At 53.9% G+C, this 14790-nt stretch carries 14 protein-coding genes; 6 read left to right on the forward strand and 8 right to left on the reverse strand.

Annotated features, from left to right (window positions below; genetic code table 11):
* Positions 1 to 41: 41 nt before the first annotated feature.
* The 7 genes from LOY38_RS07615 to LOY38_RS07645 form a co-directional block, all read right to left on the reverse strand.
* A complete protein-coding gene (locus tag LOY38_RS07615; protein ID WP_258699483.1) occupies positions 42 to 755 on the reverse strand; it encodes an HNH endonuclease signature motif containing protein in 714 nt (237 codons plus the stop codon).
* A 121-nt stretch (positions 756 to 876) separates the two neighbouring features.
* Complete coding sequence (locus tag LOY38_RS07620; RefSeq protein WP_258699484.1) at positions 877 to 1455, reverse strand: Bro-N domain-containing protein; 579 nt, start codon at positions 1453 to 1455, stop codon at positions 877 to 879.
* Between the two features lie 327 nt (positions 1456 to 1782).
* Positions 1783 to 3546: an ATP-binding protein gene (locus LOY38_RS07625; RefSeq protein ID WP_258699485.1), complete on the reverse strand. Its 1764-nt coding sequence runs from the start codon at positions 3544 to 3546 to the stop codon at positions 1783 to 1785.
* A gap of 12 nt (positions 3547 to 3558) precedes the next feature.
* Positions 3559 to 4695 carry a DNA cytosine methyltransferase gene (locus LOY38_RS07630; RefSeq protein WP_258699486.1) on the reverse strand — a complete coding sequence of 379 codons (1137 nt, stop codon included), beginning with the start codon at positions 4693 to 4695 and terminating at the stop codon, positions 3559 to 3561.
* 127 nt (positions 4696 to 4822) lie between these two features.
* Positions 4823 to 6073, reverse strand: a complete 1251-nt coding sequence (locus tag LOY38_RS07635) for a ribonucleotide-diphosphate reductase subunit beta (RefSeq protein WP_258616658.1) — start codon at positions 6071 to 6073, stop codon at positions 4823 to 4825.
* Positions 6074 to 6730: 657 nt separating this feature from the next.
* The gene (locus tag LOY38_RS07640; protein WP_258699487.1) at positions 6731 to 7003 is read right to left on the reverse strand and encodes a hypothetical protein; all 273 of its coding nucleotides are present in this window, start codon (positions 7001 to 7003) and stop codon (positions 6731 to 6733) included.
* Between the two features lie 184 nt (positions 7004 to 7187).
* Positions 7188 to 7451, reverse strand: a complete 264-nt coding sequence (locus LOY38_RS07645; protein ID WP_258699488.1) for a DUF2790 domain-containing protein — start codon at positions 7449 to 7451, stop codon at positions 7188 to 7190.
* Between the two features lie 405 nt (positions 7452 to 7856).
* On the opposite strand from LOY38_RS07645, the gene acs reads away from it, so the two are divergent.
* Entirely contained in the window at positions 7857 to 9812 is a 1956-nt protein-coding gene (gene acs / locus LOY38_RS07650; protein ID WP_258699489.1) for an acetate--CoA ligase, read from the forward strand.
* A 360-nt stretch (positions 9813 to 10172) separates the two neighbouring features.
* On the opposite strand, the gene LOY38_RS07655 is transcribed toward acs, so the two are convergent.
* Entirely contained in the window at positions 10173 to 10448 is a 276-nt protein-coding gene (locus LOY38_RS07655) for a hypothetical protein (RefSeq protein ID WP_258699490.1), read from the reverse strand.
* A 36-nt stretch (positions 10449 to 10484) separates the two neighbouring features.
* Between LOY38_RS07655 and LOY38_RS07660 the strand changes: the two genes are divergently transcribed.
* From LOY38_RS07660 to LOY38_RS07680, 5 genes are all read left to right on the forward strand, one after another.
* Complete coding sequence (locus LOY38_RS07660) at positions 10485 to 11258, forward strand: ABC transporter substrate-binding protein (RefSeq protein ID WP_258699491.1); 774 nt, start codon at positions 10485 to 10487, stop codon at positions 11256 to 11258.
* A 90-nt stretch (positions 11259 to 11348) separates the two neighbouring features.
* Positions 11349 to 12038 (forward strand): ABC transporter permease, encoded by a 690-nt coding sequence (locus LOY38_RS07665; protein WP_007951063.1) that lies wholly within the window; start codon positions 11349 to 11351, stop codon positions 12036 to 12038.
* Complete coding sequence (locus LOY38_RS07670; protein WP_258699492.1) at positions 12035 to 12733, forward strand: ABC transporter permease; 699 nt, start codon at positions 12035 to 12037, stop codon at positions 12731 to 12733. The genes LOY38_RS07665 and LOY38_RS07670 overlap by 4 nt, the downstream gene beginning before the upstream one ends.
* Before the next feature lies 1 nt (position 12734).
* Positions 12735 to 13847: a M14 family metallopeptidase gene (locus tag LOY38_RS07675; protein ID WP_258699493.1), complete on the forward strand. Its 1113-nt coding sequence runs from the start codon at positions 12735 to 12737 to the stop codon at positions 13845 to 13847.
* Positions 13848 to 13874: 27 nt separating this feature from the next.
* Complete coding sequence (locus tag LOY38_RS07680) at positions 13875 to 14639, forward strand: ABC transporter ATP-binding protein (RefSeq protein ID WP_046042317.1); 765 nt, start codon at positions 13875 to 13877, stop codon at positions 14637 to 14639.
* The last annotated feature ends 151 nt before the right edge of the window (positions 14640 to 14790 follow it).

Below are 14790 nucleotides of genomic sequence, written 5' to 3' on the forward strand. Positions count from 1 at the left end.
CACCGTTAGGTCAAGGCCAGTCTGGAAAACCGCTGGATAGCCTACTCACGAATGAGTCGGCCGATCTTCAAATACAGTGACTCGGTGTAGTCGTCTTTATCGGTCGCATGGTGACAGCGCTGATGGCAATTCGGGCACAGCGCAACAGCATTGGTGGTGCGGTCCGAACCTTTTTTCGCGAGAGGTTTGACGTGGTGGACTTCCAGATAAGGTAGTCCGAGTTTTTGAAACGGAGCGGGCCGATCACAGCCTTCACAATGGCCTTCGGCTACATTTCGAACCCAGGCTCTGACTTCGGGATCACGCACGTACACCGAACCTGAATTTGGAGCGCGTTTCGGTTTCAAAATGCCCTTTGGCGGTTGCTTCATCTTTTGCTTTTGAAGCGCAACGGCGCGGCGTTCTAGCGTGTCATCATCGGCGGTAGGAATGGATTCGTCGCCGGCGAGAATACCTCGGCTGGCAAGGACGTCGCGGATTGAGTTTTCGACATTCGAGCCGACATGAGGTGCTGACTTGTAGCCATTGATGCGCTGCTTGCCCATCCGCTCCAGCACAGTTGAGATGTTAAGCATCCGGAACTCGACGGAGCTTTCGGTGCGCCCAGCCAACGCGCCCGCTCGCAGAGTTCGATTTTCGTGGGCCTTGTTGAGTTTCTGCCCGTTCTCTTCGAGCTTCAGCATCTTCAGATAAGCGTCAACTGCTGCTTCGAGCTCAGTGACACTCCAATCGGTGTTGCTGGTTCCAATATCCATAAGATCGCCGAGGGTTGAAAACCCTCGGACGATACTGAGTGGCCACTACGAATGTCTACGAAATTTCCTACAGAATTAACCGACGCATCGCTCAGTCGATGCCTACGAAAGAGTAATGGCACTAACCCACCGAGTGCCTGGAAAACTGAAATATATCCAGTACTTTTCGCCACCAAGGCTTAACCGTCGGTACTCGCCGCCGCGTACGATTTGGCAGCAGATAAGGCATGTCACGCAATCGAATCCAGCCTTCATCTTGCCAATGCAACAGACTCAACGACATTTCTGGCCAATCCAACAAACTTAACATCGGTCGGTCAGCATTTTTTGACTGCACCGCATCGCGCAATGTTGGGACCACTTGATGGGTCAACCACTCGCGCAATAACCGATTACCCGGTGCGTAGTGGTAGACCAGCAACGCATAGGCTCCGGATTCGCTGAGCATTAGTCGCTTTTCTGATTTCCCATAGTATGTAATCAATAACGTATGTCGCTGATCCTCATCCAGTTTGCTGACAACGCGATCACTCAGATGGAATCCCATTAAGCGACCTAGATCTCGGGCGCAGAACCAAGGTTGGTTTTCCACAAGAAGCGCATGTAGGTGCAGATTTTGGCGTAGAAAAATTGTTGAAATGAAAGGTTCAGGGCCGACCTCCAAAAGTGGAAGGTGGTCATGCGGATTTAATGTGGGCATTTCTATTACCTCTACAGATAAATTTGTAGGAGGCCAGCACCCGACGTAGAGAATCTAAGAAATCCCAACAAGCAGTTTTTTCACCCACGTTTTGCGCATGTCTTTTAACGGCAGCACAAGTTGTATGTGTGAGGAACTCAGCTTTCTACGTTGGGCGTTTCTTAGGCACCTGCGAATAGCGTAGGGAAGCCTGGATACGTCGTCAATCGAGAAAAATCAGTATCTTATGTGAGAGGTTTCTAGTGTTTTTGATAGCTATTAAACGGCGTGTTAAAAAATCAAAAGGGGGAGGGTGGTATGCCCCTCCCCCAGACAAGAAATAACGTATTAGTTTTCTAAGAGTGTCTGTAGTGCTTTGTAGGCATTGTTTCTTATTTGGTTTACTTCAGAGTTGTCCGTTAGTACGCCATCTTCATGCACAATTCCGTTTATAGTGGACAGGTCTTTTTTGAATTTTCCTAATGACAGACTGGCAGCCCGTCTATGATCATTCGGAAGATTTTCTGTGTTTTGCAGTAACCACGTAATCATCTTCTGAAGATTGGGTGAGTAATCTTTTTTTTGCTTGTCAGTAAACGGTCTTCCAGCAAAGTCTTGCTCTGAAAAATATGATTCTTTGATTGTGTTGTAAAATTTATGTCTTATTGCAAACTCGCGTAGCGCACACTCGAATAAGACCCGTAACAGCACAATTGCCGTATATGGATGTTGTTTTATGGAAATCTCTTTCGCTTCCTGCAGTAGGGAGGTGGTGCGTGGCGATGTTGAAATTGTATTGATGTCATAGACGAGGTAGTCCATGTCATTTGTATGTAAGTTGTTTTTTTCATTGTTGGTCGTAACGCCAGCGCCTACTCCAGCGGCAGGTTTCCAATCATTGCTTTTCGGCTTAGAGTTCTGAGAGCCGGACAATGCACTAGGGTCTTTTGGTCGGATAATAGGAGTAGGGTTGGATGCTGGTGCAGCGGCTTTAGTCTTTCTGAGTTTACGGTTGTCGGTTCTGTAGCTGTCAGCAAGGCCTTTCAGTATGGGTAAGCTTTCTTCGTGCGCTTTATTGTTACTGTTTATGCCGGTTTTTTTACTGTCCCATGGTAATAAAGATGGGTCTTCACTTACGTAGTAAGCCCATCCTAGAAACCCATGATATTCATTGTGCCAACTAGTCGTCCAACCAGTGATTTTGGATTTATCTGCAACTAAAATTATTCTATCATTGCAGACAATATACCATCCATACTCTTTAGTTAGTTCGGGTATTCCAGATTTTAACTCCTGGTAGTCATTATCGACACTTCTGATTCGGTAGTCCTGGTGTAGGCCTGATTCCATATATATATTTACACGCGATTGAGAGAATAGCGTTCTCTCCCGCTTTCTTAAAAAAACCGGATCGCGTATTTCAGGGCCAAAGGTGCCAATTGGAACGTCGTTGATCAGGATTTTTAAGTTTTTACTTGTGAATATTCCATAACGCTTTCGAATTTCTTCTGTAGTGGATTTAAGCCAAATGGCAGAGCCCAAATCAGAATAAACCTCACTGTTTATGTCGCTTATTTTTATAAGGTTGAATTTTTTATTTGTTGTTTTTAGTTTAATTGCTTTAATTTCTAAGGTGTTCGCTACGGCTTTTCTAACTTCGCTTTCGGAAAATGTCAGAGAGAATTGGTCAGTTCCGTCGTCTGTTGTAAGGTGAACCCTTGCCCCGAGTTTGAAGATTGCTCGGTTTAAGCCTACGCCATAGTGTCCGATCCCGTAAGGGTGTTGAGAACGGCTTCCTATCGTGAAGGTCTTATTGGAAAGGGTTTGTTCGTCAATACCAGAACAATTATCCAGAATGGTGACGTTTTTATTGTCTATTGAAACTCTGATTTCATAACCGTTGTACGATGCGGGAAGTCCAAATTTATCTTTTTTTGTATCCGTCTTTAAAAGCGAGTTTCGTGCGGCATCTATCGAGTTGTCGATAAGGTCGTAGATGCACTCGATCGTCGTCACGTCAGAAGTTAGTCCTTTGATTACATAGTCAGGGTCGGACGAAAAGCTTACGCGGACTTCACCGGGCTCATTGACTTCATTGTCTATTTTTTTCATTTTATAATTCCGTCAGGCGGCGAGTTTTTGTTCGAGTTTTTTTCGAATGGCTGATAGTAGGCGCGCAGACATTACCGGGGATACGCTATTTCCGATCATTCTAAACGAATGCCAGATAGTTGGATGAAATAGAAACCAGTCCGGAAACCCTTGCAGTCGAGCTGCTTCTCTTACAGTAATAACTCTAGGCTCTATCGGATGTATCGGCCTCATTGCTTGATAGCTTCCCTTGTCGCTCCCAGTTCCCGCTCTAAGAGTCGGACAAAAGCCTTTTGGGTTCAGTCTAGGATATCGACTAATAGGCTCAATTTTTCCTTGTGTTGTATTCAGGAATCGGTCAATCACTATGTCGGTATGTCTGGTCCCCATTAGCCCAGAAACCTTGCCGTTACGTAGGTTTTCAATAGATATTTTGGCACCGAGCCCTGCTGGAGGTAGTTGTCTTAAATACTTTGCATAGTCTGAAATTTGATTTGATTCTGGGTATAGGGCCCACGTGTAGTCTGATTTTGACGCGGGCTTTGACAATATAGGAGAAGGCAAATCGTAAATTGCTTGCTCCACAGTCGTAGGTGGTCGATTTATTTCTTCTAATAACGATAGAAGCTCTATTTTTTCAACATGAGACGGGTCGTAGCCAATAATTACAATCCTCTTGCGGGAAGTTGCCGCGCCGCAGTCAAGAGCATTTATTCGCACAGGGCCCAGGACTATGTAGTTTTTTGGGACGGTTTCTAATCCCGCATAAAGGATTTCTCGATTTCCATCATCAAGTATTCCCTCCACATTTTCCATGATGAAGAAGTATGGTTTTAGCTCTATGACTTGGCGAAAAAAATGTCCGACTAAGTTGTTGCGAGGATCATTGGGCTGCCTCCGTCCTATCCTACTAAACCCCTGACAAGGTGGACCACCCACTATCCCGTCGGGACGTGTATCGCCGATTATTTCTTTCCAGGATTTTCGGTCAAGTAGCCCTACGTCGGCCTGAATAGTTTTGGTATTGGGGAAGTTTAAGCGATAGGCTGATTGAAGGTCTGAATCAATGTCGACAGCCGCTAGCGAGTGGAAACCGGCTAGCTCCGCGCCCAATCCAAGTCCGCCGCAGCCGCAGAATAAATCTATTATGGTTGGTTTTGTCGACAGCATGAATGTCCTTAGTTAGACCTTCGCTTGTTTAGAGTTTTTCTAAAGAAAGCTTTTTGAATATTAAAATCTAGATGTGCAAAGCCTCGCAATAGCGAGGCTTTTTATTTGGGGAAGGTTCAGCTAGGAGTCAATCCCAGCTCAAAGCCCCACCAGTCTGATACTCAATAACCCGAGTCTCAAAGAAATTCTTCTCTTTCTTCAAGTCCATAATTTCACTCATCCAAGGGAACGGGTTAGTCGTCCCTGGATACTCTTCCTTCAAACCAATCTGCGACAGACGACGGTTAGCGATGAACTTCAGATAATCCTCCATCATCGCCGCATTCATGCCCAACACGCCGCGTGGCATGGTATCCCGAGCGTATTCAATCTCCAGCTGAGTCCCCTGCAGAATCATCTGGCTCGCTTCTTCCTTCATTTCAGCGTCCCACAAATGCGGGTTTTCGATTTTGATCTGGTTGATCACGTCGATGCCGAAGTTCAGGTGCATGGATTCGTCGCGCAGGATGTACTGGAACTGCTCGGCGACGCCGGTCATTTTGTTGCGGCGGCCCATGGAGAGGATTTGGGTGAAGCCGCAGTAGAAGAAGATGCCTTCCAGAACGCAGTAGTAGGCGATCAGGTTGCGCAGCAGCTCTTTGTCGGTTTCGACGGTGCCGGTTTCGAACTTCGGATCGGAGATCGAACGGGTGTATTTCAGGCCCCAGGTGGCTTTTTTCGCGACCGATGGGATCTCGTGGTACATGTTGAAGATTTCGCCTTCATCCATGGCCAACGATTCGATGCAGTACTGGTAGGCGTGGGTGTGGATCGCCTCTTCGAAGGCCTGGCGCAGGATGTACTGGCGGCATTCCGGGTTGGTGATCAGGCGGTACACGGCCAGGACCAGGTTGTTGGCAACCAGGGAGTCGGCGGTGGAGAAGAAGCCGAGGTTGCGCATCACGATGCGGCGCTCGTCGTCGGTCAGGCCTTCCGGGTCTTTCCAGAGGGCGATGTCGGCGGTCATGTTGACTTCTTGCGGCATCCAGTGGTTTGCGCAACCGTCCAGGTACTTCTGCCAAGCCCAGTCGTATTTGAATGGCACGAGCTGGTTGAGGTCGGCGCGGCAGTTGATCATGCGCTTTTCATCGACGGCTACACGGGCAGAGGCGCCTTCCAGTTCGGCGAGGCCTTCGGCGACGTCGAGGGAATCCAGGGCAGCCTTGGCGCGGGCGATCGCGGCGGAGTCCGTCGCGGTCACGGCGCGGGCCTCTTGAGCGGCGGCACCACCGGCGCTGTCGAGGCGGTCCATGTTGGCTTCAGAAGCGTGGCCGGCATTGGCGCCTTTTACAGCGACTTCGCCGTCATCTTCTTTGTCGAATTCGTCCCAGCTCAGCATGACGTGTCGTCTCCTGCGTGAGGGCCAGATTGCCCGTGTGAAAACTGATAGGTTGGTTTTTCACACAGCCTTTTCTGGCCGCGTTGGATCTAAAGGAAATCGTTTGTTGCAGCAGTACAACGCAGGCAATAAACAGAATTTTGTACGGGTGTTCCGAAGCCACTGATGGGCGCAGAGAACGTGAGCCGCTCTGCGTGGGCTTCAGACTGGCTTTTCACCCCTGTAAGGGAATATTGCAGGCCCGTTTAAGTGCGCATTATAAGGAAATTTTCAGCCCCGTGGTGCGGCGAAATGGCACCTGGAGCGGTTGGCGAGGGGCGTTTTCTGGTTGGAGCGAGGGTTTACAGGGCTTTGGCGGAGGAAGTTTTTTTTTCGCCTGTTTTGGCTGGTTTTTGACGGTGAGGCCGGGGTGTTCGCGCCGTTACGGGCAGCTGTTGCGGCGCAAGCCAGGTGGGGCGGGGCTTGCAGGGCAATAGACGGGGTTTTGTGGGCGAGATTGTGTGCAATTCTGAGCTGCAAAGGGTCTTGAAAAGCGTTGCTCAAAAAACAACCAAAAAACCATATTTTTCACTACATGTTGTGGTTTTGGTCGATTTTTAACCACTCCAGACACAACTGAGCCCGACCGAAGTCGGGCTGTGAGGTCGCGCTGGGTGTTCAGCTGAAACGAGCGGCCCCCACGCGGTCGGAACCATCGGCAGCAACCTTGGCGGCGCCGGTGTGATCGGAGCCGTCAGCAGCGACTTTGGCAGCGCCGGTACGATCGAAACCGTCAGCCGCGAAAGAGGCAGAGCCGGTGTGGTCGTAACCGTCAGAAGCGACAGCCGCGTCGTTGAAAGCAGCCGAGCCTGTGCGGTCGTAGCCATCGGCGGCGAAGGTGTTGGCGGCCAGGACGGAAAGGGTCAGGGCGAGGATCAGTTTGGTTTTCATGGTAGTGGCTCCAGATTCGTTGGCGTGGTGTGCCTTGGGTGTGGAATTCATACTACGCCAGATAATTAGATTAAAAATCGCAAATAAATGCTTAAAACAATCGATTTCATCGATACAAGGCTCGGCGCTTCATCTGTCTTAAAAAAGGATGGGTCGAGCCTCGGGAGATAAAAGTGGGGGCGGATCAGCCGTTGGAGCAGCCGGTACCCATGACGCTGTAGCGCAGAATGTGCCGCTGGCCTTTGGAGTCGTCGTATTCCATTTTGGCCGGAACCACTTCGCAGACATTCGGGATTTCGCTAATCGAGATCACTTTGGCGATGTCCAGGTGGGTGGAGTAGGTGTATTCCTCGACGACGGGTTGTTGCTGTGCGACATCAGTCGGGACCTCGTCCGCCATGGCGGTTGCGCACAGACTGCTGAGGGCCAGAACTAACAAAGCTTTCATTTCAAATTTACCTTTCTGAGGTCGAATGGGGTCACGCAATCTTTTTGGGATTGCGTGTGGAGCTTTAATAAAGAGTCTTGGATTAACGGCCTTCGTGGGGGCTGCAACTGGGTTAATCACGTTGCCTTGTTGGCGAGACCGATTTTAGGCCTGGGGATGGCGTGCATATAGCCGTGCTTTTGATAAACACTTTTGGCAGATTTGGTAACAATCCTCCGTAAAGATCAAAAGATCGCAGGCTTCGCTAGCGCCTACGGGGGCCCGGAATAGCCGGGTTTGAGCGCCTTGTCGCGATATAGCTACATTCTGTAGGGGCTTGTTACTACCATCGTCGAATGGTTCTATAGGCGCCGCCCGGCTACAACTGGGCCATACAAAAACAACTATTCCACCGAGGTAAGAAAGATGAGTGCGGCTTCTTTGTATCCCGTTCGTCCCGAGGTAGCAGCCAATACGCTGACTGACGAGGCCACTTACAAGGCCATGTACCAGCAGTCGGTCGTCAACCCGGACGGCTTCTGGCGTGAACAAGCCAAGCGACTCGACTGGATCAAGCCTTTCACCACGGTGAAGCAGACGTCCTTCGACGATCACCATGTCGACATCAAGTGGTTCGCCGACGGCACGCTGAACGTTTCCTACAACTGCCTCGACCGTCATCTGGCCGAGCGCGGCGATCAAATCGCGATCATTTGGGAAGGGGATGACCCCGCCGAAAGCCGCAACATCACCTACCGCGAGTTGCATGAAGAAGTCTGCAAGTTCGCCAACGCCTTGCGCGGCCAGGATGTACACCGCGGCGATGTGGTGACGATCTATATGCCGATGATTCCCGAAGCCGTGGTTGCCATGCTGGCCTGCACCCGGATCGGCGCGATTCACTCGGTGGTGTTCGGTGGTTTCTCGCCGGAAGCTTTGGCTGGCCGCATCATCGACTGCAAATCCAAAGTGGTGATCACTGCCGACGAAGGTGTTCGTGCCGGCAAGAAGATCCCGCTCAAGTCCAACGTCGACGACGCGCTGACCAACCCGGAAACCAGCAGCATTCAGAAAGTCATCGTGTGCAAGCGCACCGGTGGCAACATCAAGTGGAACCAGCATCGCGACATCTGGTACGAAGACCTGATGAAAGTGGCGGGCAGTGTGTGCGCGCCGAAAGAAATGGGCGCCGAAGAAGCGCTGTTCATCCTTTATACCTCCGGCTCCACCGGCAAGCCGAAGGGTGTGCAGCACACCACCGGCGGTTACCTGCTGTATGCGGCGATGACCCACGAGCGCGTGTTCGACTACCGCCCGGGCGAGATCTACTGGTGCACCGCCGACGTCGGTTGGGTTACCGGCCACACCTACATCGTCTACGGCCCGCTGGCCAATGGCGCGACCACGTTGCTGTTCGAAGGCGTGCCGAACTACCCGGACATCACCCGGGTGGCGAAGATCGTCGACAAGCACAAGGTCAACATCCTCTACACTGCGCCGACCGCGATCCGCGCGATGATGGCGTCGGGTACCGCCGCTGTCGAAGGCGCCGATGGCAGCAGCCTGCGTCTGTTGGGCTCGGTCGGTGAGCCGATTAACCCGGAAGCGTGGGACTGGTACTACAAGAATGTCGGCCAATCCCGTTGCCCGATCGTGGATACCTGGTGGCAGACCGAAACAGGCGGCAACATGATGAGCCCGCTGCCGGGTGCTCATGGTCTGAAGCCTGGCTCTGCGGCACGGCCGTTTTTCGGCGTGGTGCCGGCGCTGGTGGACAACCTGGGCAACATCATCGAAGGCGTTGCCGAGGGCAACCTGGTGATTCTCGATTCGTGGCCAGGCCAGGCGCGCACGCTGTATGGCGACCATGATCGCTTCGTCGACACCTATTTCAAGACCTTCCGTGGCATGTATTTCACCGGTGACGGTGCGCGTCGTGACGCAGACGGTTACTACTGGATCACCGGTCGCGTGGATGACGTGCTCAACGTTTCCGGGCATCGCATGGGCACCGCCGAGATCGAAAGCGCGATGGTCGCTCACCCGAAAGTCGCTGAGGCGGCGGTGGTGGGTGTGCCGCACGACATTAAAGGGCAGGGCATTTATGTCTACGTCACGTTGATCGCTGGCGAAGAGCCGAGCGAGCAACTGCGCCTGGAGCTGAAGAACTGGGTGCGTAAAGAGATCGGCCCGATTGCCTCGCCGGATGTCATCCAGTGGGCGCCGGGCCTGCCGAAAACCCGTTCGGGCAAAATCATGCGCCGCATTCTGCGCAAGATTGCCACGGCGGAATACGACGGGTTGGGGGATATTTCGACCCTGGCCGATCCGGGTGTGGTGCAGCATTTGATTGATACGCACAAGACCATGAACGTCGCGTAAGCGCCGATTCCTGAGTCATCGAAGCCCCACCAGGTGTTGAGCTTGGTGGGGTTTTTTATGCTTTGGGTTTTTGTGTTGGCCGTTCTGGCCTCATCGCGAGCAGGCTCGCTCCCACATTTGGAATGCGTTCCCCTGTGGGAGCGAGCCTGCTCGCGAAGGCGATCTGACAGGCAACACATAAACAACTACCAATAATTATCGGCTTCCCCCGTCGGCGCTTTCCCAATGTTACCCATCACCCTTCAAGTAACTGAATGTGTAACCGCGCGCCCGACAACGAGGCATTGAGAAACGCTAAGCCCTGTTTCAGGGCCTCTCAACCCTGCCTGAAAAATAAGACACCACGCTGCGCTTGCTGGATTAGAAGGGTTTGCCAATAATGGGCCCGCAATTTGCAATATAGATCGGTTCAAAGTCTTTTGCTCTTGCATGAAATTGCAAGACTGTCAACGCGCTCAAGCGGCTTTTTCGGTGCATCTGTAATTTGTTGTCGCATTGAAGAAATATCGGCTTCGGGCCTGTCGTTAGAATGCCGATCACTCGCTCGTCGTTGTCTGCGTTGAAATCCATCGCAGTCATCCCAGGACGCAGCACCGCTTTCTGTTTAACCCATTCGCATATTGGGCTGTCGCTCACTCTGCCGTTTTTGCCCTTTACCGATGGAGTCCCAAGATGAAGAAACTCGTGCTGCTTGGCGCCCTGGCACTGTCCGTGCTGTCCCTGCCGACATTCGCCGATGAAAAACCTCTGAAAATCGGTATCGAGGCGGCTTACCCTCCGTTCGCCTCCAAAGCACCGGACGGCAGCATCGTGGGTTTCGACTACGACATCGGCAACGCCCTGTGTGAAGAGATGAAGGTCAAGTGCCAGTGGGTCGAGCAAGAGTTCGACGGCCTGATCCCGGCACTCAAGGTGCGCAAGATCGACGCGATTCTGTCGTCCATGTCGATCACAGAAGACCGCAAGAAGTCCGTGGACTTCACCAACAAGTACTACAACACCCCGGCGCGGCTGGCCATGAAGGCCGGCACTCAAGTCAGCGAAAGCCTGGCTGAGCTGAAGGGCAAGAACATCGGCGTGCAACGTGGTTCGATCCACGAGCGCTTCGCCCGCGAAGTCCTGGCCCCACTGGGTGCCGAGATCAAGCCTTACGGTTCGCAGAACGAAATCTACCTCGACGTGGCCGCCGGTCGCCTCGACGGCACCGTGGCAGACGCGACCCTGCTGGATGATGGCTTCCTGAAAACCGACGCCGGCAAAGGCTTCGCCTTCGTTGGCCCGGCGTTCACCGACGAGAAGTACTTCGGCGACGGCATCGGTATCGCCGTACGCAAAGGCGACGCCTTGAAAGACAAGATCAACACCGCGATCACTGCCATTCGCGCGAACGGCAAGTACAAGCAAATCCAGGACAAGTACTTCGCCTTCGATATCTACGGCAAGTAACCGTCCCCGCAACAAGTCCGAAATGGCGCAAGCAACAGGATCTCTGAGGTTTGCGCCATTTTTTCATCCCAACTTTCGAGGACCTGAATCATGTTGAAAGGCTACGGGGCTGTCATCCTCGATGGCGCATGGCTGACGCTTCAGCTCGCCTTGTCGTCCATGGCCCTGGCCATCGTTCTGGGGCTGATCGGCGTTGCGCTACGTCTGTCGCCGGTGCGCTGGCTGGCCTGGCTGGGCGATCTGTATTCCACGGTGATCCGCGGTATTCCCGATCTGGTGCTGATCCTGCTGATTTTCTACGGCGGCCAGGACCTGCTCAACCGCGTCGCGCCGATGCTCGGTTATGACGACTACATCGACCTGAACCCGCTGGCCGCCGGTATCGGCACCCTGGGCTTCATCTTCGGTGCGTACCTGTCCGAAACCTTTCGTGGTGCGTTCATGGCGATTCCCAAAGGCCAGGCAGAAGCCGGCATGGCGTACGGCATGAGCAGTTTCCAGGTGTTTTTCCGGGTGTTGGTACCGCAGATGATTCGCCTGGCGATTCCGGGCTTCACCAACAACTGGCTGGTATTGACCAAGGCGACCGCGCTGATTTCGGTGGTCGGTCTGCAAGACATGATGTTCAAGGCCAAGCAGGCGGCAGACGCTACCCGCGAGCCTTTCACCTTCTTCCTCGCAGTGGCGGCGATGTACCTGGTGATCACCAGTGTCTCGTTGCTGGCATTGCGTCACCTTGAGAAGCGCTACTCGGTAGGCGTAAGGGCGGCTGATCTATGATCTTCGACTACAACGTCATTTGGGAGGCCTTGCCGCTGTACTTCGGCGGCCTGGTGACCACCCTCAAACTGCTCGCACTGTCGCTGTTTTTCGGTCTGCTGGCGGCGTTGCCGCTGGGGCTGATGCGCGTCTCCAAGCAGCCGATCGTCAACATGAGTGCCTGGCTGTTCACCTACGTGATCCGCGGCACGCCGATGCTGGTGCAGCTGTTTTTGATCTACTACGGTCTGGCGCAATTCGAAGCTGTGCGGGAGAGCTTCCTCTGGCCGTGGCTGTCCAGCGCCACGTTCTGTGCGTGCCTGGCCTTCGCCATCAACACCAGCGCCTACACCGCCGAAATCATCGCCGGCAGCCTGCGCGCCACGCCGAACGGCGAGATCGAAGCAGCCAAGGCCATGGGCATGTCACGGATAAAGATGTATAAGCGGATTCTGCTGCCATCGGCCCTGCGCCGGGCACTGCCGCAGTACAGCAACGAAGTGATCATGATGCTGCAGACCACCAGCCTGGCGTCCATCGTGACCCTGATCGACATCACCGGTGCCGCGCGCACGGTCAACGCTCAGTTCTACTTGCCGTTCGAGGCCTACATCACCGCCGGCGTGTTCTACCTGTGCCTGACGTTCATTCTGGTGCGCCTGTTCAAAATGGCCGAACACCGTTGGCTGGGCTATCTGGCCCCGCGGAAGCACTGACATGGAACGCATCGATCATGCATTGCCGTGGAGCCACCTGGGCAGCGAACGCCGGATTTCGGTGTTCCGCTTCGGTGCTGGCGAGCGCAAGGCCTACATTCAGGCCAGCCTGCACGCCGATGAACTGCCGGGGATGCGCACGGCCTGGGAGCTGAAAAAGCGCCTGACCGAACTCGAAGCCCAAGGCTTGCTGAACGGTGTGATCGAATTGGTGCCAGTAGCCAATCCACTGGGCCTCGGCCAGCTGCTTCAGGGGAACCATCAGGGTCGTTTCGAGGCCGGCAGCGGCAAGAACTTCAACCGGGATTTCGTCGAGTTGAGCGAGCCCGTGGCCGCCGAACTCGATGGGCATCTGGGTGATGATCCGCATGCCAATATTCGACTCATCCGTCAGGCTATGAGCGATCACCTGGCGGCTTTGCCAGAGGCGAGCAGCCAGTTGCAAGGCATGCAGCGCATCTTGCTCAGCCATGCCTGCACCGCCGATGTGGTGCTGGATTTGCACTGCGATTGCGAAGCGGCGCTGCACATGTATGCCTTGCCGCAACACTGGCCGCATTGGCGTTCGTTAGCCGCCCACTTGAACGTCAAGGTCGGGCTGCTGGCGGAAGATTCCGGCGGCAGCTCCTTTGACGAAGCGTGTTCGCTGCCATGGTTGCGTCTGTCGCGGCTGTTCCCGGATGCCCAGATTCCATTGGCATGCCTGGCGACTACCATTGAATTGGGTGGTCAGTCGGATACCGGTCGCCCAGAGGCGGTGGCTCACGCCGAAGGCATTCTGGCGTTCCTTGCCGAGCAGGGTTTGATCGGCGGCGAATGGCCAAAGCCTGTGCAAGAGGCTTGCGAAGGCATGCCGTTCGAAGGCACCGAATTGCTGTTCGCGCCGCATCCTGGTGTGGTGAGTTTTCTGCGTAAACCCGGTGAGTGGATTGAAGCCGGCGATGAGATTTTTGAAGTGATCGATCCATTATCGGATCGGGTCAGCACGGTGTGTGCTGGTACGTCCGGGGTGCTGTTTGCCATTGAACGGCTGCGTTATGCCCAACCCGGTTTCTGGCTGGCCAAGGTGGCGGGGCGCGAAGCGCTGCGTCACGGGCGCTTGCTCAACGACTGACTGACTGTTTTTGTGAGAACCGACCGCATGTACAAACTTGAAGTCCAAGACCTGCATAAACGCTATGGCAGTCACGAAGTGCTCAAGGGCGTGTCCCTGAAGGCGGCGGCTGGCGATGTGATCAGCATCATCGGCTCCAGTGGCTCCGGCAAAAGTACCTTCCTGCGCTGCATCAACCTGCTCGAGCAGCCGCACGCGGGCAAGATTCTGCTCAACAACGAAGAGCTGAAACTGGTTGCCAACAAGGACGGTGCGCTCAAGGCCGCCGACCCGAAGCAGCTGCAACGCATGCGTTCGCGCCTGTCGATGGTGTTCCAGCATTTCAACCTGTGGTCGCACATGACCGCGCTGGAAAACATCATGGAAGCGCCGGTCCACGTGCTCGGCATGTCCAAGGCCGAAGCCCGCGAGAAGGCCGAGCACTACCTGAACAAGGTCGGTGTTGCTCATCGCAAAGACGCCTACCCTGGACACATGTCCGGTGGCGAGCAACAGCGTGTGGCGATTGCCCGTGCGCTGGCGATGGAGCCTGAGGTGATGCTGTTCGACGAACCGACCTCGGCCCTCGATCCGGAGCTGGTCGGTGACGTGCTGAAAGTCATGCAGGCCCTGGCGCAGGAAGGCCGGACCATGGTGGTGGTAACGCACGAAATGGGCTTTGCCCGTGAAGTGTCGAACCAACTGGTTTTTCTGCACAAAGGTGTCGTCGAAGAAAGCGGCAACCCGCGTGAAGTGCTGGTGAACCCGCAATCCGAACGTTTGCAACAATTCCTCTCCGGCAGCTTGAAGTAATCAGGACTGCCGTTGTGCACAGGGATAGTGCATGCTTCGCCATTTAGAGGCTGGCCCCGATCCCACATTTGATCTCTGCCGGTGTCGAGATTTGCGTTCATTTACGGGCTAGCATTGGCCCATGCCTTCATCACTGTTTTCGTTTCGGATT

It is taken from the genome of Pseudomonas sp. B21-015, from assembly GCF_024749285.1.
GTDB lineage: Bacteria > Pseudomonadota > Gammaproteobacteria > Pseudomonadales > Pseudomonadaceae > Aquipseudomonas.

Excerpts from the sequence above, each read along its gene's own strand:
- LOY38_RS07615 (WP_258699483.1), bottom strand. The coding sequence starts at position 755 with ATGGATATTGGAACCAGCAACACCGATTGGAGTGTCACTGAGCTCGAA.
- LOY38_RS07620 (WP_258699484.1), bottom strand. The coding sequence starts at position 1,455 with ATGCCCACATTAAATCCGCATGACCACCTTCCACTTTTGGAGGTCGGC.
- LOY38_RS07625 (WP_258699485.1), bottom strand. The coding sequence starts at position 3,546 with ATGAAAAAAATAGACAATGAAGTCAATGAGCCCGGTGAAGTCCGCGTA.
- LOY38_RS07630 (WP_258699486.1), bottom strand. The coding sequence starts at position 4,695 with ATGCTGTCGACAAAACCAACCATAATAGATTTATTCTGCGGCTGCGGC.
- LOY38_RS07635 (WP_258616658.1), bottom strand. The coding sequence starts at position 6,073 with ATGCTGAGCTGGGACGAATTCGACAAAGAAGATGACGGCGAAGTCGCT.
- LOY38_RS07640 (WP_258699487.1), bottom strand. The coding sequence starts at position 7,003 with ATGAAAACCAAACTGATCCTCGCCCTGACCCTTTCCGTCCTGGCCGCC.
- LOY38_RS07645 (WP_258699488.1), bottom strand. The coding sequence starts at position 7,451 with ATGAAAGCTTTGTTAGTTCTGGCCCTCAGCAGTCTGTGCGCAACCGCC.
- acs (WP_258699489.1), top strand. The coding sequence starts at position 7,857 with ATGAGTGCGGCTTCTTTGTATCCCGTTCGTCCCGAGGTAGCAGCCAAT.
- LOY38_RS07660 (WP_258699491.1), top strand. The coding sequence starts at position 10,485 with ATGAAGAAACTCGTGCTGCTTGGCGCCCTGGCACTGTCCGTGCTGTCC.
- LOY38_RS07665 (WP_007951063.1), top strand. The coding sequence starts at position 11,349 with ATGTTGAAAGGCTACGGGGCTGTCATCCTCGATGGCGCATGGCTGACG.
- LOY38_RS07670 (WP_258699492.1), top strand. The coding sequence starts at position 12,035 with ATGATCTTCGACTACAACGTCATTTGGGAGGCCTTGCCGCTGTACTTC.
- LOY38_RS07675 (WP_258699493.1), top strand. The coding sequence starts at position 12,735 with ATGGAACGCATCGATCATGCATTGCCGTGGAGCCACCTGGGCAGCGAA.
- LOY38_RS07680 (WP_046042317.1), top strand. The coding sequence starts at position 13,875 with ATGTACAAACTTGAAGTCCAAGACCTGCATAAACGCTATGGCAGTCAC.